The organism is Thiomonas intermedia (genome assembly GCF_002028405.1).
Taxonomy (GTDB): Bacteria; Pseudomonadota; Gammaproteobacteria; order Burkholderiales; family Burkholderiaceae_C; genus Thiomonas; species Thiomonas intermedia.
In genome coordinates this window covers 1281477-1302457 of sequence record NZ_CP020046.1, presented here as the reverse complement: position 1 = coordinate 1302457, position 20981 = coordinate 1281477, and the positions used below count along the sequence as shown (strand labels likewise).

Annotated in this window: 19 protein-coding genes; 8 read left to right on the top strand and 11 right to left on the bottom strand. The window is 66.6% G+C overall.

Translation table 11 applies throughout. The features are described from left to right. Window positions 1-113: 113 nt before the first annotated feature. On the bottom strand, window positions 114-2300 hold the full coding sequence (katG, locus tag BVH73_RS06100; RefSeq protein ID WP_079417033.1) for a catalase/peroxidase HPI: 2187 nt from the start codon (window positions 2298-2300) through the stop codon (window positions 114-116). Between the two features lie 481 nt (window positions 2301-2781). Here katG and BVH73_RS06095 point away from each other — a divergent pair, with 481 nt between their 5' ends. The 5 genes from BVH73_RS06095 to BVH73_RS06075 all read left to right on the top strand — a co-directional run bounded on the left by BVH73_RS06095 (window position 2782) and on the right by BVH73_RS06075 (window position 8020). Then, on the top strand, window positions 2782-3759 hold the full coding sequence (locus tag BVH73_RS06095; RefSeq protein ID WP_079417031.1) for a polysaccharide deacetylase family protein: 978 nt from the start codon (window positions 2782-2784) through the stop codon (window positions 3757-3759). Between the two features lie 45 nt (window positions 3760-3804). Next, entirely contained in the window at window positions 3805-4971 is a 1167-nt protein-coding gene (locus BVH73_RS06090) for a GNAT family N-acetyltransferase (protein ID WP_079417029.1), read from the top strand. Next, window positions 4968-6029: a glycosyltransferase family 2 protein gene (locus tag BVH73_RS06085; RefSeq protein WP_079417027.1), complete on the top strand. Its 1062-nt coding sequence runs from the start codon at window positions 4968-4970 to the stop codon at window positions 6027-6029. The genes BVH73_RS06090 and BVH73_RS06085 overlap by 4 nt, the downstream gene beginning before the upstream one ends. A 61-nt stretch (window positions 6030-6090) precedes the next feature. After that, entirely contained in the window at window positions 6091-7338 is a 1248-nt protein-coding gene (gene queA / locus BVH73_RS06080; protein ID WP_079417025.1) for a tRNA preQ1(34) S-adenosylmethionine ribosyltransferase-isomerase QueA, read from the top strand. Between the two features lie 61 nt (window positions 7339-7399). Then, window positions 7400-8020 (top strand): DUF2202 domain-containing protein, encoded by a 621-nt coding sequence (locus BVH73_RS06075; RefSeq protein ID WP_154048432.1) that lies wholly within the window; start codon window positions 7400-7402, stop codon window positions 8018-8020. Between the two features lie 402 nt (window positions 8021-8422). Here the strand turns inward: BVH73_RS06075 and BVH73_RS06070 are convergent, their stop codons facing one another. From BVH73_RS06070 to BVH73_RS06055, 4 genes are read right to left on the bottom strand one after another with little or no spacing between them, the layout of a single operon-like run. Beyond that, window positions 8423-9079, bottom strand: coding sequence for an ABC-type transport auxiliary lipoprotein family protein (locus tag BVH73_RS06070; protein ID WP_079417021.1), 657 nt, complete (start codon window positions 9077-9079; stop codon window positions 8423-8425). After that, the gene (locus tag BVH73_RS06065; RefSeq protein WP_079417019.1) at window positions 9076-10044 is read right to left on the bottom strand and encodes an MlaD family protein; all 969 of its coding nucleotides are present in this window, start codon (window positions 10042-10044) and stop codon (window positions 9076-9078) included. Before BVH73_RS06065 ends, BVH73_RS06070 begins: the two co-directional genes overlap by 4 nt. 14 nt (window positions 10045-10058) lie before the next feature. Beyond that, window positions 10059-10850 carry an ABC transporter ATP-binding protein gene (locus BVH73_RS06060; protein ID WP_079417017.1) on the bottom strand — a complete coding sequence of 264 codons (792 nt, stop codon included), beginning with the start codon at window positions 10848-10850 and terminating at the stop codon, window positions 10059-10061. Continuing rightward, window positions 10847-11992 (bottom strand): MlaE family ABC transporter permease, encoded by a 1146-nt coding sequence (locus tag BVH73_RS06055; protein WP_079417015.1) that lies wholly within the window; start codon window positions 11990-11992, stop codon window positions 10847-10849. Before BVH73_RS06055 ends, BVH73_RS06060 begins: the two co-directional genes overlap by 4 nt. Before the next feature lie 75 nt (window positions 11993-12067). Here BVH73_RS06055 and tgt point away from each other — a divergent pair, with 75 nt between their 5' ends. Further along, on the top strand, window positions 12068-13207 hold the full coding sequence (tgt, locus tag BVH73_RS06050) for a tRNA guanosine(34) transglycosylase Tgt (protein ID WP_079420390.1): 1140 nt from the start codon (window positions 12068-12070) through the stop codon (window positions 13205-13207). Window positions 13208-13238: 31 nt separating this feature from the next. On the opposite strand, the gene BVH73_RS06045 is transcribed toward tgt, so the two are convergent. Then, window positions 13239-14687: an aminotransferase-like domain-containing protein gene (locus BVH73_RS06045; RefSeq protein ID WP_245800437.1), complete on the bottom strand. Its 1449-nt coding sequence runs from the start codon at window positions 14685-14687 to the stop codon at window positions 13239-13241. A gap of 244 nt (window positions 14688-14931) precedes the next feature. Between BVH73_RS06045 and BVH73_RS06040 the strand changes: the two genes are divergently transcribed. Together BVH73_RS06040 and BVH73_RS06035 are read left to right on the top strand one after the other, a co-directional pair. Beyond that, window positions 14932-15210 (top strand): DUF2917 domain-containing protein, encoded by a 279-nt coding sequence (locus BVH73_RS06040; RefSeq protein ID WP_169836758.1) that lies wholly within the window; start codon window positions 14932-14934, stop codon window positions 15208-15210. Then, on the top strand, window positions 15210-15851 hold the full coding sequence (locus BVH73_RS06035) for a LysE family translocator (protein WP_245800436.1): 642 nt from the start codon (window positions 15210-15212) through the stop codon (window positions 15849-15851). Before BVH73_RS06040 ends, BVH73_RS06035 begins: the two co-directional genes overlap by 1 nt. 35 nt (window positions 15852-15886) lie before the next feature. Here BVH73_RS06035 and BVH73_RS06030 read toward each other — a convergent pair whose 3' ends face one another. From BVH73_RS06030 to BVH73_RS06010, 5 genes are all read right to left on the bottom strand, one after another. Continuing rightward, window positions 15887-16093: a CopZ family metallochaperone gene (locus tag BVH73_RS06030; protein WP_079417009.1), complete on the bottom strand. Its 207-nt coding sequence runs from the start codon at window positions 16091-16093 to the stop codon at window positions 15887-15889. 29 nt (window positions 16094-16122) lie between these two features. Then, on the bottom strand, window positions 16123-16527 hold the full coding sequence (locus BVH73_RS06025) for a DUF302 domain-containing protein (RefSeq protein WP_079417007.1): 405 nt from the start codon (window positions 16525-16527) through the stop codon (window positions 16123-16125). Window positions 16528-16538: 11 nt separating this feature from the next. Further along, window positions 16539-19070, bottom strand: coding sequence for a heavy metal translocating P-type ATPase (locus BVH73_RS06020; RefSeq protein WP_079417005.1), 2532 nt, complete (start codon window positions 19068-19070; stop codon window positions 16539-16541). Continuing rightward, complete coding sequence (locus BVH73_RS06015) at window positions 19060-19494, bottom strand: heavy metal-responsive transcriptional regulator (RefSeq protein WP_079417003.1); 435 nt, start codon at window positions 19492-19494, stop codon at window positions 19060-19062. Before BVH73_RS06015 ends, BVH73_RS06020 begins: the two co-directional genes overlap by 11 nt. 130 nt (window positions 19495-19624) lie before the next feature. Further along, window positions 19625-20962: an MFS transporter gene (locus BVH73_RS06010; protein WP_079417001.1), complete on the bottom strand. Its 1338-nt coding sequence runs from the start codon at window positions 20960-20962 to the stop codon at window positions 19625-19627. Window positions 20963-20981: the final 19 nt, after the last annotated feature.

Below are 20981 nucleotides of genomic sequence, written 5' to 3'. Positions count from 1 at the left end.
CTGTGCCACTGGCCAGGTCGGCCAGCAGTGCTTGGATGTCTCGCGTCCAGCGATCAAAACTGCCATGAAGCCGGTTCATGATGACCTCCTAGGTGTGTGGAGTGAATGGCGCCTCAGGCCAGATCGAAGCGATCGAGGTGCATCACCTTGCCCCAGGCCGCGGCGAAGTCGCGGGCGAACTTGGCCTGGGCGTCGTGCTGACCATAGACCTCGGCAATCGCGCGCAGCTGGGCGTTGGAGCCGAACATCAGGTCGGCCAGCGTGGCCGTCCATTTCGGGGCGCCGGTTTTGCGATCGCGGCCCTCCAGCACGCCTTCGGTTCCGGTGCGCTCCCACTTCGTGCTCATGTCCAACAGATTGACGAAGAAGTCGTTGGACAGCACGCCCACGCGCTGGGTGAACACGCCATGCTTGCTGCCGCCATGGTTGCCACCCAGCACGCGCAGACCCCCGACGAGCACGGTCATTTCGGGCGCGGTGAGGTTCAGCAACTGGGCCTTGTCCACGAGCAGCTCCGCGCCAGCGCCGCCCAGGCCCTTCTTGGCGTAGTTGCGGAAGCCATCGGCCTTGGGTTCGAGCACGGCGAACGAGGCCGCATCGGTCTGGTCTTGCCGCGCATCGGTACGGCCGGCGTGGAAGGGCACGGTCACCTCGACGCCTGCAGCCTTGGCGGCGGCTTCCACCGCAGCATTGCCCGCGATCACGATGAGATCGGCCAAGGACACCTTTTTGCCGCCCTGGTTGAACTCGGCCTGGATGGCTTCGAGCTTGCCCAGCACCTTGGCCAGCTGGGCCGGCTGGTTGACGTCCCAGTTCTTCTGCGGATCGAGGCGGATGCGCGCGCCGTTGGCACCGCCGCGTTTGTCGCTGCCGCGGAAGGTGGAGGCCGACGACCAGGCGGTGTAGATCAGTTCGGCGCCGCTCAAACCCGAGGCCATGACCTTGGCCTTGAGCGCGGCCACGTCTGCGGCCGAGATCAGCGGATGGTCAACGGCAGGCACTGGGTCTTGCCAGATCAGTTCTTCCTTGGGGACGAGCTTGCCGAGGTAGCGGCTGCGCGGGCCCATGTCGCGGTGGGTGAGCTTGAACCAGGCGCGGGCGAAGGCGTCGGCGAACTCGTTGGGGTTGGCAAGGAAGTGGCGTGCGATCTTCTCGTAGGCCGGGTCCATGCGCATGGCCATGTCGGCGTCGGTCATCATGATCGGCACCTTCTTGCCCGCATCGTCCGCCGCCGGGGCCATGTTCTTGTCGGTAGAGGTCTTGGGCGTCCACTGGTTGGCGCCGGCGGGGCTCTTCACCGAGCCCCACTCGTTGCCGAACAGCACTTCGAGGTAGCTCATGTCCCAGGTCGTGGGCGTGGGTGTCCACGACCCCTCGAGGCCGCTGCCGATCTGGTCGCCGCCCTTGCCGCTTTTGTATTTGCTGATCCAGCCCAGCCCCATGTCTTCGGTGGGCGCGGCCTCGGGTTCGGGGCCGACGTTGGTCGCAGGCCCTGCGCCGTGGCACTTGCCGAAGGTGTGGCCGCCTGCGGTGAGCGCGACGGTCTCATAGTCGTCCATGGCCATGCGGGCGAAGGTTTCGCGCACCATCTGCGCCGAACCCAGCGGGTCTTGCTTGCCGCCGGGGCCTTCGGGGTTCACATAGATCAGGCCCATCTGCACCGCGGCCAGCGGGTTTTCCATCTCGTTCTGCTTGGTGCCTTCGCGCTGGTCGTCGAGCCACTTGCCCTCCGAACCCCAGTACACCGAGTTGTCGGGTTCCCACTGGTCGGGTCGGCCGCCAGCGAAGCCGAAGGTCTTGAACCCCATGCTTTCCAGCGCGACATTGCCCGCCAGCACCAGCAGGTCGGCCCATGACAGCTTGTTGCCGTACTTCTGTTTCACCGGCCACAGCAGACGGCGGGCCTTGTCGAGGTTGACGTTGTCGGGCCAGCTGTTGAGGGGGGCGAAGCGTTGCTGGCCGTGTCCTGCGCCGCCGCGGCCGTCACCGATGCGGTAGGTGCCCGCCGCGTGCCAGGCCATGCGGATAAACAGCGGGCCGTAGTGGCCATAGTCGGCAGGCCACCAATCCTGCGAATCGGTCATCAGCGCCTTGAGGTCGGCCACCACCGCGTCGAGATCGAGGGTCTTGAAGGCCTCGGCATAGTTGAACGCCTCGCCCATCGGGTTGGACTTCTCGGATTGCTGCTGCAGGATGCCGATATTGAGCTGGTTGGGCCACCACTCCGCATTGCTGTGGGCACCGGCCATCGCTTGAGTCAGAGACCCACCCGCAAACGGGCATTTCAATTCGCTAGACATGGTTTACTCCTTTTGTGATTTGCTGGGTAAAGTCACCGGCGCTCAAGGGCGGGCGCGCTGCAGTGCTTGACCGGGCGCCAGATCGGCACGGGGCGTGACGCGAAGGGGGATGTGTTGCATGGCAGTCTCCTTTATGGGTATGGGGTGGTGCGCTGGCTGAACCAGACACCCAACCAGCGTAGTCGGTGAACGTTGCGAATAACAATTGAATGTTGTTATGCGATTGATTGACCAAATCAAAGCAGTCCCGAGGACCCGTCGCCCAATGAGACTTTTTTCCTCGCCAGGTCGCCTCATGTATGACAGCATGTCGCCATGTCCGCCCCGCGTCGGGGGCTTGAACCGTTGGCAATAGCCGCCCATTCATGGGGGGCGTTTGTCTTCAACTAGGTAAAAGTTTGTATATTGAGTTGGCCGCAGACCGGCGCACGCGAGAGGGTAACCCACCGATTTCGCTGTCCTCGCGCGTGCCAGACCCCTCATGGATGACACTCATTTCGCCCCGCCCAGCTCGCTCAGGAGCTATGCACGCACCTCCGCGCTGTCGATGGCGCTGGGCAGCGGCGTGTCGCATTGGCTGGCTCACAGGCACCCCGTGCGTCGCATCCTCATGTTGCACGGCGTGGGCGACGCGCGGATGACGCCCGACGACTTCCTGCGGGTGATGTCCTGGCTGAAGCAGCGCTACAACATCGTGCCGCTGGACGCGATGATCCACGACGTCATGGCGCGTCGGCCCGCCCCCTTCGGCTCTGGAAAAAGTGAGCTGGCCATCACCTTCGACGACGGTTTGCGCAATCAATACAAAATCGCCCGTCCCGTGCTTGAGCAACTCGGCATTCCCGCCATGATCTTCGTCTGCCCGGGCATGGTGGAATCCAAGCAGTGGATGTGGAACCACGAAGCCCGCGCGCGGCTGCGCCGTCTTTCTGCCGGGGCTCTGGCCGAATGGGCCGCGGCCGCCGGGTGCGAGGCCTCGAACCTTGAAACCACCATCGCCTGGATGAAAACCCTTTCGTTCCCGCAGCGTCAGCAGGCGCAGTCCACTTTGCGCGAGCACACGCCCGGTTTTGTCCCCACCCCGCAAGAGCACGAGGCCTACGACCCCATGACCTGGGACGAGGTGCGCGCCTGCGATCAGGGGCAGCTGTCGATCGGCTCGCACACCATGACCCATCCGATTCTTCCGACGCTGACGGAGGCGGAGATCCAGCGAGAGCTCCACGACAGCCGCAGCATGCTGGAGCTGCAACTGGGGCGTGCCGTCGATCTGTTTTGCTACCCGAACGGTTCGACGGATGAACGGGTCCGGAGCATCGCCCGGTCGCTCTATCGCGCCGCGGTGACCACCGAGGAAGGCACGGTCTCCGAAGCGGTCGACCCGATGGCCATACCGCGCATCCCCGTCACGTCCCACCTTCCCCTTCTGGCCTGGCGCATGCATCGTCCCTGGGCCTGAAGGGCGCTGCATTCGCGTCTTTCGTCTGGTCGTGCCACCACCCTCATGCAGATTGAACTCGTCACTTCGACGCCGGATTTCGACGCCCTGGAGCCTGACTGGCGCGCCCTCGAAGACCTGACCTCGCGCAACAGCCTCTTTCTCGGCTGGGATTGGCAGCGGCTCTGGTGGTCGCACTACGGGCAAGGGCGACAACTGCGGATTCTGGTGGCGCGCATCGGCGGCCAGGTCGTGGGCATTTTCCCGCTGTACCTGGAAACACACCGCGCCTTCAGGGTGCTGCGTGTGCGCAAGCTCAGGCCGATCGGTGCCGGAGGCGATACGGCGCCAGACGATCTGGGCATGGTGTTCGACCCGACCCATGAACAAGCCGTCTCCTGCGCCTTCGTCGATCACATCCTGCATCACGTTCCCGATTGGCAGTTGCTCGACCTGGTCGATCTGTCCGCCGATTCCGCCCTGGTGGCCTGCTTCGCGCAGAGAAGTGCCGACGCTTCCGAAACGATCGAACGCATGCCGGTGAACCGCATCATCTACGGCGATCTGCCTCCAGATTGGGAGCGTTATCGCCAGGGTCTCAGCCGCGATCGTCGTCAGGCATTGGCTCGCTATCGCCGCAAATTCGAGCAGTTGCCCGGCGCGCATTTTCGTCAGGTGAGGCAGTCCGGTGAAATCGACGAGGCCTTCGACTGCTTGGCGGCATTGCATCAACTGCGATGGAAGGGGCGGACGCAGGAGCTCAGTTTTACCTCCCCACAGTATCTCGGCTTTCATCGGGGCGTGATGCATGCGCTGCAGGCCCATGGTCGGCTGCGCCTTTTTTCGCTCGAACTCGAGGGGAAGACCATCGCCATGCTGTATGGATTCAGGTGGGGCCAAACCTTCTATCATTTTCAAGGCGGTTTCGATCCTGCGCATGCGGGCCTGAGTCCGGGGCAGCTCTTGATGGCCTATGCCATCGAACAGGCCATCGGTGAAGGTTGCAGGACCTTTGACACGCTCAAGGGTGAGTACGGTCACAAGAGACATTTCTTCCAGCAGACGCGGGAGACACTCGGCCTGCGTGTCCACCGTCCTGGGCTGATCCATTGGCTCTATCGACTGAAGGCCCGTGTGTCCGGGCACCGCGAACTGACAGAACCTGTACCGCTCAGCGAGGCAAGGAGCGCGACACTCACCCCGAACCCGGTAGCCGAGGAGCCAAGAGCATGAGTACGGATGCCGACGAGACTGGGCCTATCGACCCGGAAGCACTGGTGTCCGTGGTCATTCCCGCCTACAACGCCTGCAGCACCATCGCGCAGACGCTCGACAGTCTGCTCGCCCAGACCCACCGCAATCTCGATGTCGTGGTGGTGGACGACGGCTCCACCGACGGCACGGCCGAGATTCTGGAGGCCTATGCGGGGCGGGTGCGAGTGATCCGGCAGGCCAATGCGGGCATTGCCGTGGCGAGGAATGTGAGCGTGCAGGCGGCTCGGGGCGACTACATCGCCCTGCTCGACGCCGACGATCTGTGCCGTCCGGATCGCATTGCGATGCAACTGCGCTACCTCCAGTCGCACCCCGACATCTTGCTCTGCAGTTCCGATTTCGGCGCCTTCGACGAGACCGGCCCCCTGGAGCCCGCCTCTTACTGCGGTATTTACTACACCCGTTGCAGTCCGCAGCGCGGTGGCGTCCGGGCGCGTTACCCGCATGAAGAGACGTTCACCTTGCTGGCCCACGAAAGTGCCCGGCAGAACGGCAAGACCGACATCAAGGTCTACCGGGGAGAGGTCTACGACGAACTTGTGCGGGGCAATTTCATCCATCCACCCACGGTCATGTTCCGCAGAGACGCGCTGCAGCTTGCCGGGATGTTCGATACCGAGATCAGAATCGTCTGCGAGTGGGAATGGTTCGTTCGCGTGGCGCGCGTCGGACCCGTGGCCCATCTGGATCTGCCTTTGCTGGATTACCGGCGCAGCCCCACCCAGATTTCGTCCAGTCCGCGCACGGCGCTGGACTCGCTTTCGGTCGCCAAGAAGATTTACGCGCGCGAGAGCAAACCGGGGCAGCGCGGCAGTCGCCAATCGCTGCGCCACCTCGGCGCACTCAGCCTCAGCGCGGCCGACGTGCTGGCCGAGCTTCAACCCGAGGTGGCCTTCGGCCTGCTGACCAGCAGTGTTTTCGTGTATCACACCTTCAAGGGCCAGACGCTGCGCACCTTGTTTAAGATCATGGTGCCTTCCGGGCTGCTGAACCTCCTGCGGCGCGTTCGCTCTTGAATCGCGAGGGCGCGGCGGGCGGACGCAACCGGCCCCTTTGCTTCAACCCCTTTCCCATCTGATGACTGCTTCTCTTCCGCGCGATGCGGCGGGAGCGACGGGCGCGACCTCGCCCAGTCTCTCCGTGGACGATTTCGATTTCGACCTGCCTCCTGAACTGATCGCCCAGCATCCCGCGGCGCGACGCGGCGACAGCCGCCTGCTCGACGCGGGCAGTCCGCCCGCATGGCGGGATCGCGGTTTCCGCGAACTGCCCGGTCTGCTGCGCCGGGGCGATCTGGTGGTGTTCAACGACACGCGGGTGATTCCCGCCAGGCTCTGGGGCTTCAAGGCCGCGCAGGGTGATGCGCCCCACGCGCAGGCCGGCCCGGCGCTCGGGGGTGTCGTGGAAGTGCTAGTCGAGCGGGTGCTGGCCGATCACCGGGTATGGGCTCATGTGCGGGCGAGCAAATCGCCCAAGCCGGGGCAGGTTCTCTGGCTCGGCGCCCGTCGTCCGGATGCACCGGAAGGTGCGCTGCCGCCGTCTTCGGCGCCGTTGTTCGCGGTCCGCACCGTGGGGCGCGCCGGGCCCGACGACAGCCTGTTCGAGCTCGCGTTTCCCAGCGAGCCCTTGGCATTGCTGGATCAATACGGCGCCGTGCCCCTGCCGCCCTACATCACCCATGCACCCGGCGGCGAGGATGCCGAGCGCTATCAGACGGTCTATGCGCGGCATCCCGGCTCGGTGGCCGCGCCGACGGCGGGGCTGCACTTTGACGATGCGGTGCTGGCGCAGATCGACGCCGCCGGTGCGCGCCGCATGGCCGTCACGCTGCATGTCGGCGCGGGCACGTTTCAGCCTGTACGGGTGAGCGATCTTCGCCAGCACCCGATGCACAGCGAGTGGTACACCGTGCCCGAGGCGACCGCGCAGGCGATTGCCGAAGTGCGGGCGCTGCAGGTCGAGGCACGCGCGGCGGGCCGGGCCGATGCCGCGCCGCGGGTGGTGGCCGTGGGCACGACGGCGATGCGCGCGCTCGAATCCGCCGCCCTGGCCGCCGAGGCGGAGGGTGCCGCATTCGGCACCGTGCTGCCCGGCGCGCGCGATACGGCGCTGTTCGTCACCCCGGGCTATTGCTTTCGGGTGGTGGATGCCTTGCTGACCAATTTCCACCTGCCCCGGTCCACCCTGCTCATGCTGGTGTCGGCCTTCGCCGGCATGGACACCATACACGCCGCCTACGCGCATGCGATTGCGCAGCGCTACCGGTTTTTCAGCTACGGCGATGCCATGTGGCTTTGCCGCGAGGACGCCGGCACCTTGCGCTGACACAAACCCATGCGGGCCTCGTGCCGACAAAATCGGCGCCACGATTCAATCGGGAGCCACCATGGAACAACCGTTTTTCTCCGCACGGCTTGCGCAAGGCCGCGAGCAGCACCGTATCGAGCACATCGCAGCCCTGCGCCGACACATCGCTTCGCACAGGCCGCAGGTTCTCGGCGCCGACGAGCAGCATGACCTGCTGCACATGCACGAGGAGGAAAAAATCGCCCGCGACGTGTATGTGCAACTCGGCGAGCGCTGGGGGCTGCGCCCGTTTCTCAACATCAGCGGCGCTGAGCAGGCGCATAGGGACGCTATCGCCGCGCTGCTGTTGCATTACGGCTTGAGCGATCCGGCACCCGGGCTGCCCGTGGGCGTGTTCCACACTCCTGCTTTCCAGACGCTGCATGACAGTCTTCTGGCGCAGGGCCTGAGCAGCGAACGCGACGCCATCCAGGTCGGGCTGCGCATCGAGGAACTCGACATCTTCGATCTGGCCGAAGCCCGCAGCCGCACCCGCCAGCCTGAAATCCTCGCTGTGTATGAAGACCTGGAGCGCGGTTCGCGCAACCATCTTCGCGCGTTCCACCACCACTTGCTGCGGCTGGGCGACCGCTATGTGGCACAGCACATGCGCCAGGCCGACTTCGACGCCGTGGCCTTGAGCCCGCACGAGTCGTGCTGAGCGAGCGGATCAGGGCAACGCTGCACAAGTCCTTCGCGCGTCGCGCATCCTGGCCGCGGGCGGTCTGCGGCGTTGCCAGTCCTTGCCCTATTGATCCGGCACGTTGAAGTCTGAAATGGCACCCCACCCCAACCCTCCCCACAAGTGGAGAGGGAGCCAACACGCCTCCTCCGCGGCGTAGGGGAGGTTGGGATGGATTTACGCAGATCGCGCGAAGCGCAGTTCTCTCCTCCCCCACAGCGTGGGGGAGGTTGGGAGGGGGAGACGCTTGCATGGCGAGGCCCATTGACCCGTTCATCCTTCTTCAGGCCAGATCAATAGCTTGGGCCAGGGCCGTGGTTTGCGCCTTGCATCCCCTCCCGCGGCCAGGCGGGCCATCACGAAAACTTGTTTGGCGCTGCCTTAGTGCCCCGGCTTCTGATCCCGCCCCGTCTCCACCGCCGCGCGGGTCTGCTGCACGATCTCGTTCAGCGCCCGGTCCAGAAGGGTCTGCGCGCCCTGGGCGAAATGCGATGCGTCGTTCACCGCGAGCGGCTGGCTGCCGTCGAAGCGCCAATGCGCGGCGATGTGACCGGCGTGTGGGTTGGCCAGTTCGCAGGTCAGATCCAGGCGCACAGCGCCCTGGGTGGCGCGCACATCGTGCTCCAGGCGGTTGAGGGTGCAATGCAGCGTCCAGGGCGCGCGCACCAGCACGGCCTGCTGCTGCACCGCGCTCACCCAGGGCTGGCGGCTCAGGGTGTGGGCGATGGCCTCGCCGATGAGTTGGGCGGGTGGCGCCAGCCAGCGGCTGTCGCGATAGGCGTCGAGCGTGTCCGGGCTGCGGCTGTACATCATGGCCGGCGACTGCAACCCCGCGCTGGCCCGCACCGGCAGCAACTGGATGACGGTGGGCTGAGGCAGCGGAGGCGAGGCAATGTCGGCAGCGGTCAGCCGGTAGCTTTGCTGCACCGAGGCTCGGTTGATCGGCAGTGAGCAGGCGGCCAGTGCCAGACTGGCGGCCATCACCATGCCGACGACGGCACCGCGGCGCAGAGGGTTGAGGCGGCGGGCAGGATTCATGGTTGTTCTCCCGGGCCAGGCGCGGGCAGCGCCGGACCGTAGAGCAGTTGGCTGGGATTGGTCTTGAGGTTTTCGGTCAGGGAACCGAGCTGGCTGCTCAGTTGCTGCAGATTGCGCGCCAGGGCGTCCACCTCGGGCAGGGTTCGGGTCTGCAACTGGGTCATGGCCTGTACGCCGGCTTGGGTGAAGGCCGTGGTGGTATTGCCGGCCCGGGCCACGCTGCTGGCCGCCGCGCCGATCTGGGGCATGACCGCGCTGAGCTGCGCGGAGACGCCCCCGAGCTTCTGCACCAACACCTCGGTCTGACGCACGAGCACCTGGCCCTGCTCGCTCATCTGGGTCAGGTTCAGGCTGGTCTTGCGGCCATTGGCGAACATCTGATTGATGTTGCCCTGGTTGGATGCGAGTGTTGCAGACACGGTCTGGAGATTGCGCAAGGTCGCGCCGAGTGCCTGCACATTGGCCGGACTGAGCAACGCGTCCACCCGCTGGCTGATGCGCGCCAGCGTGATGGCCGCATCGTTGATGCCACCCTCGATCTGGGTGAACACCGAGGGCTTGTAGGGAATCACCGGATCAGGTTCGCCCGGTGGCGTGGGCAGCGGCCTGGGCGAGGCGCCGCCAATGAGGTTGACGGCCGACAGCCCGGTGACGCCTAGCGGACTGAGCTGTGCCACGGTGTCGTCGCGCACCGGCACGTCGCGGTCGATTTCGACTTCGATGCGGATGAGCGCCGGGCTCTTCGGATCGATCTCGATGCTGGCAACCTTGCCCACGGTCACGCCGCGGTAGAGCACATTGCTGTCGGTCTTCAGGCCGCTGACGTTGTCGGTGGCGTAGATCAGGTAGGGTCTGGTGGCCGTCTGCTTGCCACCGGTCGCCAGCCACCAGGCCAGGCCACCCAGCATCAGGGCCAGCAGCACCACGAACAGGCCGACGGCGGTGTAGTTGACTTTGGATTCCATGAGGGACCTCGACATCACCGGCCGTCTTGCGGGGCGGTTTCGTGAAGATAGGCGGCCGAGCGGCTGCCGCGGAAATAGGCCACGAGTTCCGGTTCGTCGCGTCGTGCCAGCTCGGCGGCCGGGCCGATGGCGAGCATTGTCTTGCGGGCGAGGAAGGCCACGGTGTCGCTGCCATGCCAGATCGAATCGAGATCGTGCGTGACTTGCAGGATGGTCAACCCCAGCAGGTCGCGCAATTCGTGGATGAGCTGATCGAAGGCCGCGCCGCCGATCGGGTCCAGGCCGGAGGTCGGCTCATCGAGCACCAGCAGTTCCGGGTCGAGCGCCAGGGCGCGGGCCAGCGCGGCGCGCTTGACCATGCCGCCCGAAAGCTCGGACGGATACTTGTGCGCCGCATCGGCCGGCAACCCGGCCAGACCGATCTTGAGCATGCCCAGCTCGGGCAGCAGAGGCTTCTCCACCAGGCCCTGCTCGCGCAGCGGCAGCAGCACGTTTTCCAGCACGGTCAGGCCGGTGAACAGGGCGCCGCCCTGAAACAGCACGCCGATGCGTTGGCGCAGCGCCTGTCGCTGGGCTTCGTCGGCCGTCAGCGCGTCCTGACCGAAGAGCCTGAGCGTGCCGGCGTTGGGCGCCCGCAGCAAAATCAGGCTGCGCAAGAGCACCGTCTTGCCCGAGCCCGAGCCGCCTACCAGCGCCATGATGGCGCCGCGCGGCAAAGCGAGGTTCAGGCCGTCGTGCACCACCACGTTGCCAAAGCGGTTGACGATGTTCTGGGCATCGATGACCAGATCGGCGCTTGTCTTCATAGATGCAGCAGGTTGTAGAGCACGGAAAACCCGGCGTCGATCACGATGACCAGGAAAATCGACTGCACCACGCTGACCGTGGTCGCGCGCCCCACCGCGGCCGCGCTGCCCTTGACGCGCAGCCCCTGCATGCAGCCCACCAGGGCAATGACGATGGCGAACACCGGCGCCTTCACCATGCCGAGCACCAGCGTCTTGAGCCCGACCACCTGCGGAATGCGCGCGGCGTATTCGCTGAACGGCACGCCATAGCCCACGGCCGCGACGACGCCGCCGCCCACCAGGCCCATCACGTCGGCGAACAGCGCCAGCAACGGCAGGGTGATGAGCAGGGCGACGACCTTGGGCAGCACCAGCATGTCGAAGGGCGAAAGCCCCAGGGCGCGCAGCGCATCGACCTCTTCCGTGATCTGCATGGTGCCGATCTGCGCGGTGTACGACGAGCCCGTGCGCCCGGCCACCAGAATGGCGGTGAGCAGCGGCCCGAGTTCGCGCAGGGTGATGATGGACACCAGATTGACGATCAGGATGTTGGCCCCATACGTGGCCAGCGTGGCCCCCGCCTGATACGCCATCACCATGCCGATGAGGAAGGACAGCAGACCGACGATGCCCAGTGCGCGCAGCCCGGCCGCGTCGATCTCGTGGATGATCTCGCGCCAGCGCAGCCGCCAGGGCCGCAGCAGCGCGGGCGTGCCGCGCCATACCAGCTCGCCGACGAAGGCCAGCAGCGCCCGCATCTCGTCCAGCGCGGTGAGGGTGGCGCGACCGATGTCGCCCAGCAGGCCGAGCGGATGCTGGGCCGCGGGCACCGGCAGCGCGCGCTGTTGCACGAGTTCGAGCAGCTGCCGCTGCGCATCGCTCAGTCCGGAGAGATCGATCTGCGCGCCAGCGCTCTTCCAGCGGTCCATGGCGTTGAGCAAGGTGAGGGCGCCGCTGGTGTCGAAAGGCACGTCCGGGGCGCGGAGTGCAATCTGCCGCACCCCCGCGGGGAGCTGCCAGTCGGGCGGGCGACGCAGACCGCGGGAAGTCCAGTGACCCTTCAGATGACATGACTGCGGAGTGCCGGAGACGACCTCCGCGCTGCCACCCCAGGCCAGGGCGGCGGGCGCGAAGTCGGTGGGAGGCGGCGCAGCGTGCATGGTGTCGGTCGGGCAGGTCGATAGGGTAGCGGATCGTGCGGCCTGCGCCGTGGCAACTCTGAAACAATGTCGCCCATGCTGCAATTCACCGTCCATCGCACCTCAGCCGCCGCGCGCCGCGGCACGCTCACCCTCAATCACGGCACCCTCGACACCCCGCAGTTCATGCCGGTGGGCACCTATGGCACCGTCAAGGGCATCACGCCCGACAGTCTCAAGCAGGCCGGAGCCCAGATCATTCTGGGCAACACCTTCCACCTCTGGCTGCGGCCGGGGCTGGAGGTCGTGCGGCAGTTCGGCGGACTGCACCGCTTCATCGGCTGGGACGCGCCCATCCTCACCGATAGCGGCGGCTTTCAGGTGTGGAGCCTGGGGGCGATGCGCAAGATCAGCGAGGAAGGCGTGCGTTTCGCCTCGCCGGTGAACGGCGACAAGCTGTTCCTCACCCCCGAGGTGAGCATGCAGATTCAGACCGTGCTGAACAGCGACATCGTCATGCAGTTCGATGAATGCACGCCCTACGACGTCGATCGCGGCGGGCAGAAGCACATCACCACCGAGACCGAGGCCCGCGCCTCGATGGAACTCTCGCTGCGCTGGGCCGCGCGCTGCAAGACCGAGTTCGCGCGGCTGGACAACCCCAACGCCCTGTTCGGCATCGTGCAGGGCGGCATGTTCGAGCCTCTGCGCGACGCCTCGCTCGACGGTCTTGCCGCGCTCGATCTGCCCGGCTACGCCATCGGCGGCCTGAGCGTTGGCGAGCCCAAGGACGACATGCTGCGCCTGCTGCGCCACACCGCGCCCCGCCTGCCCGCCAACAAGCCGCGCTACCTCATGGGCGTGGGCACTCCCGAAGACCTGGTCGATGGCGTGAGCGCGGGCATCGACCTGTTCGACTGCGTCATGCCCACGCGCAATGCGCGCAACGGCCATCTGTTCACCCGCTTCGGCGACCTGCGCATTCGCAACGCCCGTTTCAAGCAGGACGAACGCCCGCTCGACGAAAGCTGCCCCTGCCCCACCTGCCGCCAGTTCTCCCGCGCCTACCTGCACCACCTCGACCGCTGCGGCGAAATGCTGTTCGGCATGCTCGCCACCACCCACAACCTGCACTATTACCTGCAGCTCATGCACGACATGCGAGCCGCACTCGACGCCGGTACGTTCGAGGCCTTCGTCGCCCAGTTCCGTGCCGAGCGGGCGTGCGGGGTGTGATCGCTCGAACGCATTGGCGGCCTCGTGGCCTTTAACCTGCAGCCAGTTGCGTCGCCATGCGGCCGACCGCGCGCAGCGCTTCTTCCCGTTCCGCGGTCCAGCGACCGCCGACATTGAGCCGCAGACAGTTGCGATAGCGATTGGACGTCGTGAACAGCGTTCCCGGAACGATGACGATGCGCTGCTCGATGCAGCGCTGATAGAGCGCCACGGCATCGACCGATCTGGGCAGTTCGACCCAGAGGATGAAGCCTCCCGCAGGATCGGTCACGCGCGATCCCGGAGGGAATGCGGCGCCGATGATGTGGCGCGCGATGTGGGTCTGGTCGGCGAAGCAGCGTCGCAGTTGACGCAGACTTTGGTCGTAGCCTCCCTGTTCGAGCAGTTCGGCCACGGCCCACTCGATCACGGCGCTGCCGCCGCCGCTGAGCGCGCGTTTGAGCGCGGCGACTTGTTCGCTCCAGCGCCCAGCCTCCACCCAGCCGATGCCGCGAAGGCCCGGCGCCAGGGTTTTGCCGAACGAGCCGCAGAGCATCACATTGCCGTTGCGGTCAAAGGAACGCACGGCGCGACGGTTCTCCTCGGTTGGCACGAGTTCGTTGCAGATCACATCTTCGATCAAGGGAATGCCGCGTGCGTCCAGAAGTTCCGCGAGGCGCCGTTTTCTCGCGGTCGGCATGATGGTGCCCAAGGGGTTGGAGAGGGTCGGCACGGCGACGACGGCCTTGATCGGCTGGGTGTCCAGCGCGACTTCAAGGGCTTCCAGTGAGAGGCCAATGCCAGGCTGCATGGGAATTTCCACTGCGCGCAGCCCCAGCGCTTGCAGGGCGCGCAGAAAGCCGAAATAGGTCGGCGATTCGATGGCAATGACATCGCCCGGCTGCGTTACGGCGCGCAGGCAAAGGGTGATGGCCTCCATGCAGCCATTGGTGACGACGACGTGCCGGTGATCCAGGCTGCAACCCAGTTCCAGCGCCCGGCGGGAGATGGCTTGCCGCAGCGGCGCAATGCCCGGCGCTGTGGCGTAGACCCCAAGGCTGCTGGCATGCCGCTGTGCACAGCGTGCAATGGCCCGGCGTACCCGCTCGACTGCGTAAAGGTCTTCGCTGGCGGTGGCGGCGCCAAATGAAATGTAGGCAGGGTCGCCAGCGGCATCGAGCACCGCGTCGGCAATGGCGTTGGTTTCCACCGCGACGGCCCGCGCGGGAGGCCGCGTGGTGGTGGGCAAGGGGAGCAGCTTGCGCGCGCGCCGCACAAAAAACCCGGACTTGGGGCGTGCCTCGATCACGCCGCGGTCTTCGAGCGTGCGATAGGCCTGCACGGCGGTGGATATGGAAACGCCATGCTGTTCAGACAGGGCGCGAACCGAGGGCAGCCGCGCACCCGGACGCAGAGAGCCTGACGCAGCAAGCCCGGCGAGTCGCTCGGCAAGGGTGAGGTAGAGCGGGGTGTCGGGATGGGCGTCCATGGTTTGCATCATGGCAGAGATCTCCAGCCGCGACACCATACAGACGGGGACTGAAGCGACCAGTACAGATCTCAATAAATCGACTTTGTATCGATACAGATCGAAGGGCGTTGCGTCTGTTCTGACGACGTGGCGATGCCTACAGTGAAGCCATCACTCGCACGCTCTCAAAAGGCAATGGAAGGACGCCCCAAGTTTCCTCTCCCCAGGTGGGGGCGGGCCGCGAGCCGACCCTGGAAGCGCCTAGGAGATGGCCATGCATAGACTCGAACACGGGATGTTTCTTCGACTGGAGCGCGCAGCGGGTGCGCAGATTCGGCTTCTGTCCGGTCGGGTCTGGATCACCGAGAGTGGCCGGCCAGAAGATGTGTTTTTGTGCTCGGGGCAGAGCTACGACATCGTCGGCCCGGGCCGGGTCGTGGTGGAGCCCCAGGCGGGTTTGGCGACGCTGACAATCAGCCGCGAGGCGGCGTCCGCGAAAGCGCATCGATCCTGCTTCGACGTTCACCGCACGGCGAGCCCTGAGCGGAACTGATGTCTGCATCCCTTCCCGCCCTCGGCCTTGGCCTCAACACACCTATGTTGACCGACAACCTTTCCGCGTTGGCCCTCTTCGCCTTCGTCACCTCCCTCACGCCGGGTCCGAACAATCTGATGCTGCTGGCATCCGGCGCGAACTTCGGTTTTCGCGCGTCGATACCTCATCTGCTGGGCATCAGTACGGGGGTGCTGATTCTGCTGGCCAGCGTGGGTTTGGGATTGGCGGAGGTGTTTTCGCACTGGCCCTGGGCCGAAGTCGCCACGAAAGGGATCGGCGCGGGCTACATGGTCTATCTGGCCTGGCGCATGGCCAGCGCATCGCTTCCCGACGCTTCCGCCGGGCGGGCGCCGCGCCCCATGCGCTACATCAGCGCCTTCGCGTTCCAGTGGGTCAATCCCAAGCTGTGGCTGATGGCGCTCAGCGCGTTCTCCGTGTACGTACCGGGTTCGCGCGGATTCTTGACGGTGCTGGCCGTGGCGGCGCTATTCAGTGGGATCAATTTGCCGACCATCAGCGTCTGGGCGCTGGGTGGCGCCAGGCTGCGTCATTGGCTGATGGATCGGCGGCGTGTCAGGGTGTTCAACGTGGCCATGGCCGCCCTGCTGCTTGCCACGCTCTGGCCGATGTTGTCGTGAGGGCAAGGCGCAGGGTCTCCCGCGGCGCCGATCCTTCAGCCTTTGAGCGTCGCCCCGTAGCCCTCGTCGGCGACGGCCTTGACCAGTGATTCTGGTGTGGCGCTGCCTTGCACGGTGGCGCGGCCGGTGGCCAGGTCGACCTGGATCTCCTGGGTGCCGGGAACGGTTTTGAGCGCCCGGGTCACGGCGGCGACGCAGTGGCCGCAGCTCATGCCGGTGACTTGCAGTTGCACGGTGTTCATGGGATGTCCTTGTGGGGTCGATCGGGGGTTCAGGCGGTTTTTGCCAGGGCGTCGCGGGCTTGCATCAGCTTGCCGCAGACTTCCTTGGCCACGGCGTGGACTTCGGGTTTGTCGATCAGACCGAGCACCGAGGTGGGGTCCATGAAATCGATCACGATCTGCTTGCTCGCGGCGTCTTCGCGCACCACGACATTGCAGGGCAGCAGGGCGCCGATGTGCGGATCGAAGTCGAGCGCCTTCATGGCATAGCCCGGTGCGCAGGCGCCGAGGATGCGATAGGGCGGCCGGTCGACGCCGAGCTTGGCCTTGAGGGTGGCCGACACGTCGATGTCGCTGATGATGCCGAAGCCCTGCGCTTTCAGCGCTTCGGTGGTGCGGGTGATGGCTTCGTCGAAGGCGCAGCAGGGCTGGGCGGAAAACACGATGGAGGGCATGAGGCGTCCTTTCAGGCGGTGGGGGTGAGGGAAGGGAAGGCGGGCGTCTGGGCTGCAGCATGAGCCATGGGCGCATGCCAGGGCGTGAGGCGTTTGAGCCGCAGGCTGTTGCCCAGGACGAAGACCGAGGACAGCGCCATGGCCAGCCCGGCCAGCATGGGATGAAGGTGGATGCCCCAGGGCGCGGCCACGCCGGCGGCCAGGGGAATGAGCACGATGTTGTAGCCGAAGGCCCAGGACAGGTTGCCGTGGATGGTTCGCAGCGTGCGGCGGGCGGTGTCGATGGCGCTGGGCAGCGCGGCGAGATCGCCATGGGTCAGGCTGACGTCGGCGGCTTCGATGGCCACGTCGGTGCCGCTGGCGAGGGCCAGGCCCACATCGGCCTGGGCGAGTGCGGGACCATCGTTGAGGCCTTCGCCGACGAAGGCCACCCGCCTGCCCTGGGCCTGCAGATCGGCGACGATCCGGGCCTTGTCTTGAGGCAGCACTTCGGCATGCACTTGCGCGATGTTCATGGCCTGCGCCACGGCCTGCGCCGTGAGGCGGGCATCGCCAGTGACCAGCGCGATGTCGAGGCCGCGTTCGCGCAGCGCCTGCACTACGGCGGCGGCCTCGGGCTTGGGCGGATCGGAGATGCCCAGAAGGGCCGCGCAGACGCCGTCCTGCGCAAGAAAGACCGTGGTCTGACCCTGCGCCTGCAGCGCATCGGCCTGGGCGTCGAACGACCCGAGCGCAATGTGTTCGCGTGTCATCAGCCGCCGCGAGCCCAGCAGCAGTTCGCGCCCTTCCAGGGTGGCGCGCACGCCGTACCCCGGCAGGACGCTGAAGGCCTCGACCCGCGGCAGCTCCAGCCCGCGCTGCCTGGCCGCATCGCGCACGGCGCGGGCCAGCGGGTGCTCGGAATCGGCCTCCAGTGCGGCGGCCAGCCGCAACGCCTGATCGTCGCCGAGGGGGCTGTGCAGCGCCGTGAGCGCGGGGCGGCCCAGGGTGACGGTGCCGGTCTTGTCCAGCAGCACGGTGTCCACGCGCGACAGGTTCTCCAGCGCTTCGCCCCTGCGAAACAGCACGCCCATTTCCGCGGCGCGGCTGCTGCCCACGAGGATGGCCGCGGGGGTGGCCAGGCCCATGGCGCAGGGGCAGGCCACCACCAGCACGGCCACCGCGGAGACCAGGGCCGAACTGACGTCGCCCGCGAGGGTCAGCCAGGCGGCGAAGGCCAGGGCGGCGATCAACAGCACCACGGGGGTGAAGACGGCCACCACGCGGTCGGCCACGCGCTGCACCGGCAATTTGCCGGTCTGGGCGTTTTCCACCAGCCGCACGATCTGGGCAAGCACCGTGTCCTGACCCAGCGCGGTGGCTTCGATGACCAGGCGTCCTTCGAGATTGACCGTGCCGCCCACCACGCGGTCGCCTGGCTTGCGGCGCACCGGCAGCGATTCGCCTGTCAGCATAGATTCGTCGATGTGGCTGTCTCCATCGCGCACCGTGCCATCGACCGGCAGGCGTTCGCCGGGGCGCACCAGGACGCGCTCGCCGATGCTCAGGCTGGCGAGGCCGACCTGCTGCTCGGTACCCTCGGCATCAATGCGCGTGGCCTGCTTGGCCTGCAACCCCAGCAGTTTCTGGATGGCGGCCGAGGCTCGTCCCTTGGCACGCTCTTCCAGATACTTGCCCGCGAGAATCACGGCCACCACGACGGCGGCCGAATCGAAATAGAGATGCCTCGACTCGGCCGCGAAGAGCTGCGGCGCCAACAGCACCAGCGAGCTGTAGACCCAGGCGGCCCCGGCGCCGGTGGCCACCAGGGCATTCATGTCCGGCGAGAGGTGACGGTAGGCGAGAGCGCCGCTGCGGAAGAAACGCCGCCCAGGGCCGAACAGCACGGCTGTCGTCAACGCAAACTGCACGCCGTCCCAGAAATGCGCCATCGGCGAGGCCCGCAGCAAGGCCGCATCGAGTCCTGGCCAGGCCATGGGCAGCATGGCCAGGATCAACACCGGCAGCGCCAACAGGCCCGCGAGCGCCACGTCGCGCCGCAGGCGCTCGAGACCGTGGTGCGGTGCGGGGATGTCGTCACGCCGCAGCGGGTGCGCCTCATACCCGGCGTCCACGACGGCCTGGGCCAGCGTCTGCGCATCGGTCATCGCCGGATTGAAGTTGACCCGGGCCCGGTTGACCGCCAGATTGACCTCGGCCGACAGCACGCCCGGCTGACGGCGCAACGCTCGCTCCACCCGGCCCACGCAGGAGGCGCAGGTCATGCCCTGAATGTCCAGGACGGCATCGGCGAGTACCGGTGTGTAGCCGGCGGCGCGTACCGCGGTGGCGAGCGTATGCGGGTCGGTCATCGCCGGCTCGTAGCCCACCTCCGCCTGCCGCGTCGCCAGATTCACGCTGGCCGACCGCACACCCGTCTGTTTGAGCAGCGCCCGTTCCACCCGTGTGCTGCAGGCGGCGCAGGTCATGCCGTCGATGCCAAGACGCAGGGTCTGTGCCGGGCTGGACGGGGCTGGATTGGCAGCAACGGGCTCAGGCTTCATGCCGGGTCTGCGCCTCAGTTGCACCGCGCAGGGCGGCAAGAATGGGGCATTGCGCCACGGCACCGTGGCCGGGACAGGCGCTCAGCAGGGTCTGCAGCCCCGCCTTGAGCCGCTGCAGATCGTCGAGTTTGGCGTCGATCTCGGCCAGACGCTGCGCGGCGATGGCGCGCACGGCGCTCATATCGGCTTCGGGTCTGCCGTGCAGCGCCAGCAGCTCGCCGATCTGCATCAGCGAAAACCCCAGCGCCTGCGCCCGGCGGATGAAATCGAGCTGCTCCAGGGCCTGCGCCGTGTAGCGCCGGTAGCCGCTGGGGCTGCGCGCGGCGGGCGCCAGAAGCCCCAGACGCTCGTAGTAGCGCAGGGTCTCGGCACCGAGCTGCGCACGCTGCGCGAGTTCGCCGATGGTGAGCAGGGGGGTGTCCATCAGGTCGGGCGGGGGCGATGAGTTTGAGCAGACTGCATGAACAGACTTTACAACCTACTAAAGACTTTAAGGTTGTCGGGGTCTTGGGCGGGTGCCGCCACCGGTTCAGCCTGTCATCACCGCGCGGCCCTCATGGCGACGGGCTTCTGCGCAGCGCCCAGGCGACGAAGCGTCGGCCGTACAACGGCTGCCGCCAGATCAGCCAGCCGGCGGCCAGCGCGTTGAGCAGGGCCACGCTCAGCAGCAGCCCAGGCACGCCAACGCCCGCCACCAGCAGCGCCGCGCAATAGCCCGAGCAGACCACCATGTAGATCGCGTTGAGAATGTTGTTGGCCGCAATCACGCGGGCGCGGTGCGTCACCGGGGTGTGGTGCTGGATGAGGGCGTAAAGCGGCACGCTGTAGATCCCGGCGCTGGCCGAGAGCAGGAACAGATCGAGCATCACCCGCCAATGCGCCGGGTCGCGCATGAAGGGCAGTACCTCCTGCAGCGCCGACGGATGCGGCAGGTTGCGGGTGGCGAAGAACAGGTCGATGCCGAACACCGTCATGCCCAAAGCGCCCAGCGGCACCAGGCCAATCTCCACCCGGCCGCGGGCCAGCCCCTCGCAGGCGACCGAGCCGAGGGCGATGCCGATGGAAAACACGCCCAGCAGCAGCGAGGCCACGGCCTCGTTGCCGCCGAGAACGTCTTTGGCGAACACCGGGAACTGGGTGAGAAACGCCACGCCGTAAAACCACATCCACGAGATCGCCAGAAGCGCCTGCAGCACCGTGCGGTCGGCCGCGGCGAGACGCAGGTTGCGCCCCGTTTCGGTGAAGGGGTTCCAGTTGATGCGGAGCTGCGGATCCACCGGCGCGGTCGCGGGAATGAAGCGCGCCGCTGTCCAGCCCAGCAGGGCCACGGCCACGCAGGCCAGCCCGGCCAGCAGCGGGCCGCGCTCGAAGGTCATCAGCAGCCCCCCGGCCAGATTGCCCAGGAGGATGGCCACGAAGGTGCCCATCTCGGTCATGCCGTTGCCGCCGGTCAGCTCCGGCGGGCTGAGGTGCTGTGGCAAATAAGCGTACTTGGCCGGGCCGAACAGCGTGGAGTGCAGTCCCATGCCGAAGGTGCAGGCCAGCAGCGCCGGTATGCTGGCCGTGACGAAGCCCCACAGCGCCAGCAGCATGATGACGATCTCCAGGGTCTTCACCCGGCGCATCAGCGAGGCCTTGTCGTACTTGTCGGCCAGTTGTCCGCTGGTGGCCGAGAACAGCACGAAGGGCAGGATGTAGAGCGCCGCGATCAGGTTGACCATCAGGCCGGTGGACAGCGCCGTCGCCGCTTCGGCGCGGTAGGCCACCATCACCGTGAAGGCGAACTTGAACAGGTTGTCGTTGCCGGCGCCGCCGAACTGGGTCCAGAAGAACGGCGCGAATCGGCGCTGGCCCAGCAGGGCGAATTGATTGGGGCGGGCGCGATCGGTCATGGCGGTGTGCTCGGGCGGA

Bases quoted from the DNA above. Each gene is read 5' to 3' on its own strand.
- katG (WP_079417033.1), bottom strand. From the start codon at position 2,300: ATGTCTAGCGAATTGAAATGCCCGTTTGCGGGTGGGTCTCTGACTCAA.
- BVH73_RS06095 (WP_079417031.1), top strand. From the start codon at position 2,782: ATGGATGACACTCATTTCGCCCCGCCCAGCTCGCTCAGGAGCTATGCA.
- BVH73_RS06090 (WP_079417029.1), top strand. From the start codon at position 3,805: ATGCAGATTGAACTCGTCACTTCGACGCCGGATTTCGACGCCCTGGAG.
- BVH73_RS06085 (WP_079417027.1), top strand. From the start codon at position 4,968: ATGAGTACGGATGCCGACGAGACTGGGCCTATCGACCCGGAAGCACTG.
- queA (WP_079417025.1), top strand. From the start codon at position 6,091: ATGACTGCTTCTCTTCCGCGCGATGCGGCGGGAGCGACGGGCGCGACC.
- BVH73_RS06075 (WP_154048432.1), top strand. From the start codon at position 7,400: ATGGAACAACCGTTTTTCTCCGCACGGCTTGCGCAAGGCCGCGAGCAG.
- BVH73_RS06070 (WP_079417021.1), bottom strand. From the start codon at position 9,079: ATGAATCCTGCCCGCCGCCTCAACCCTCTGCGCCGCGGTGCCGTCGTC.
- BVH73_RS06065 (WP_079417019.1), bottom strand. From the start codon at position 10,044: ATGGAATCCAAAGTCAACTACACCGCCGTCGGCCTGTTCGTGGTGCTG.
- BVH73_RS06060 (WP_079417017.1), bottom strand. From the start codon at position 10,850: ATGAAGACAAGCGCCGATCTGGTCATCGATGCCCAGAACATCGTCAAC.
- BVH73_RS06055 (WP_079417015.1), bottom strand. From the start codon at position 11,992: ATGCACGCTGCGCCGCCTCCCACCGACTTCGCGCCCGCCGCCCTGGCC.
- tgt (WP_079420390.1), top strand. From the start codon at position 12,068: ATGCTGCAATTCACCGTCCATCGCACCTCAGCCGCCGCGCGCCGCGGC.
- BVH73_RS06045 (WP_245800437.1), bottom strand. From the start codon at position 14,687: ATGATGCAAACCATGGACGCCCATCCCGACACCCCGCTCTACCTCACC.
- BVH73_RS06040 (WP_169836758.1), top strand. From the start codon at position 14,932: ATGCATAGACTCGAACACGGGATGTTTCTTCGACTGGAGCGCGCAGCG.
- BVH73_RS06035 (WP_245800436.1), top strand. From the start codon at position 15,210: ATGTCTGCATCCCTTCCCGCCCTCGGCCTTGGCCTCAACACACCTATG.
- BVH73_RS06030 (WP_079417009.1), bottom strand. From the start codon at position 16,093: ATGAACACCGTGCAACTGCAAGTCACCGGCATGAGCTGCGGCCACTGC.
- BVH73_RS06025 (WP_079417007.1), bottom strand. From the start codon at position 16,527: ATGCCCTCCATCGTGTTTTCCGCCCAGCCCTGCTGCGCCTTCGACGAA.
- BVH73_RS06020 (WP_079417005.1), bottom strand. From the start codon at position 19,070: ATGAAGCCTGAGCCCGTTGCTGCCAATCCAGCCCCGTCCAGCCCGGCA.
- BVH73_RS06015 (WP_079417003.1), bottom strand. From the start codon at position 19,494: ATGGACACCCCCCTGCTCACCATCGGCGAACTCGCGCAGCGTGCGCAG.
- BVH73_RS06010 (WP_079417001.1), bottom strand. From the start codon at position 20,962: ATGACCGATCGCGCCCGCCCCAATCAATTCGCCCTGCTGGGCCAGCGC.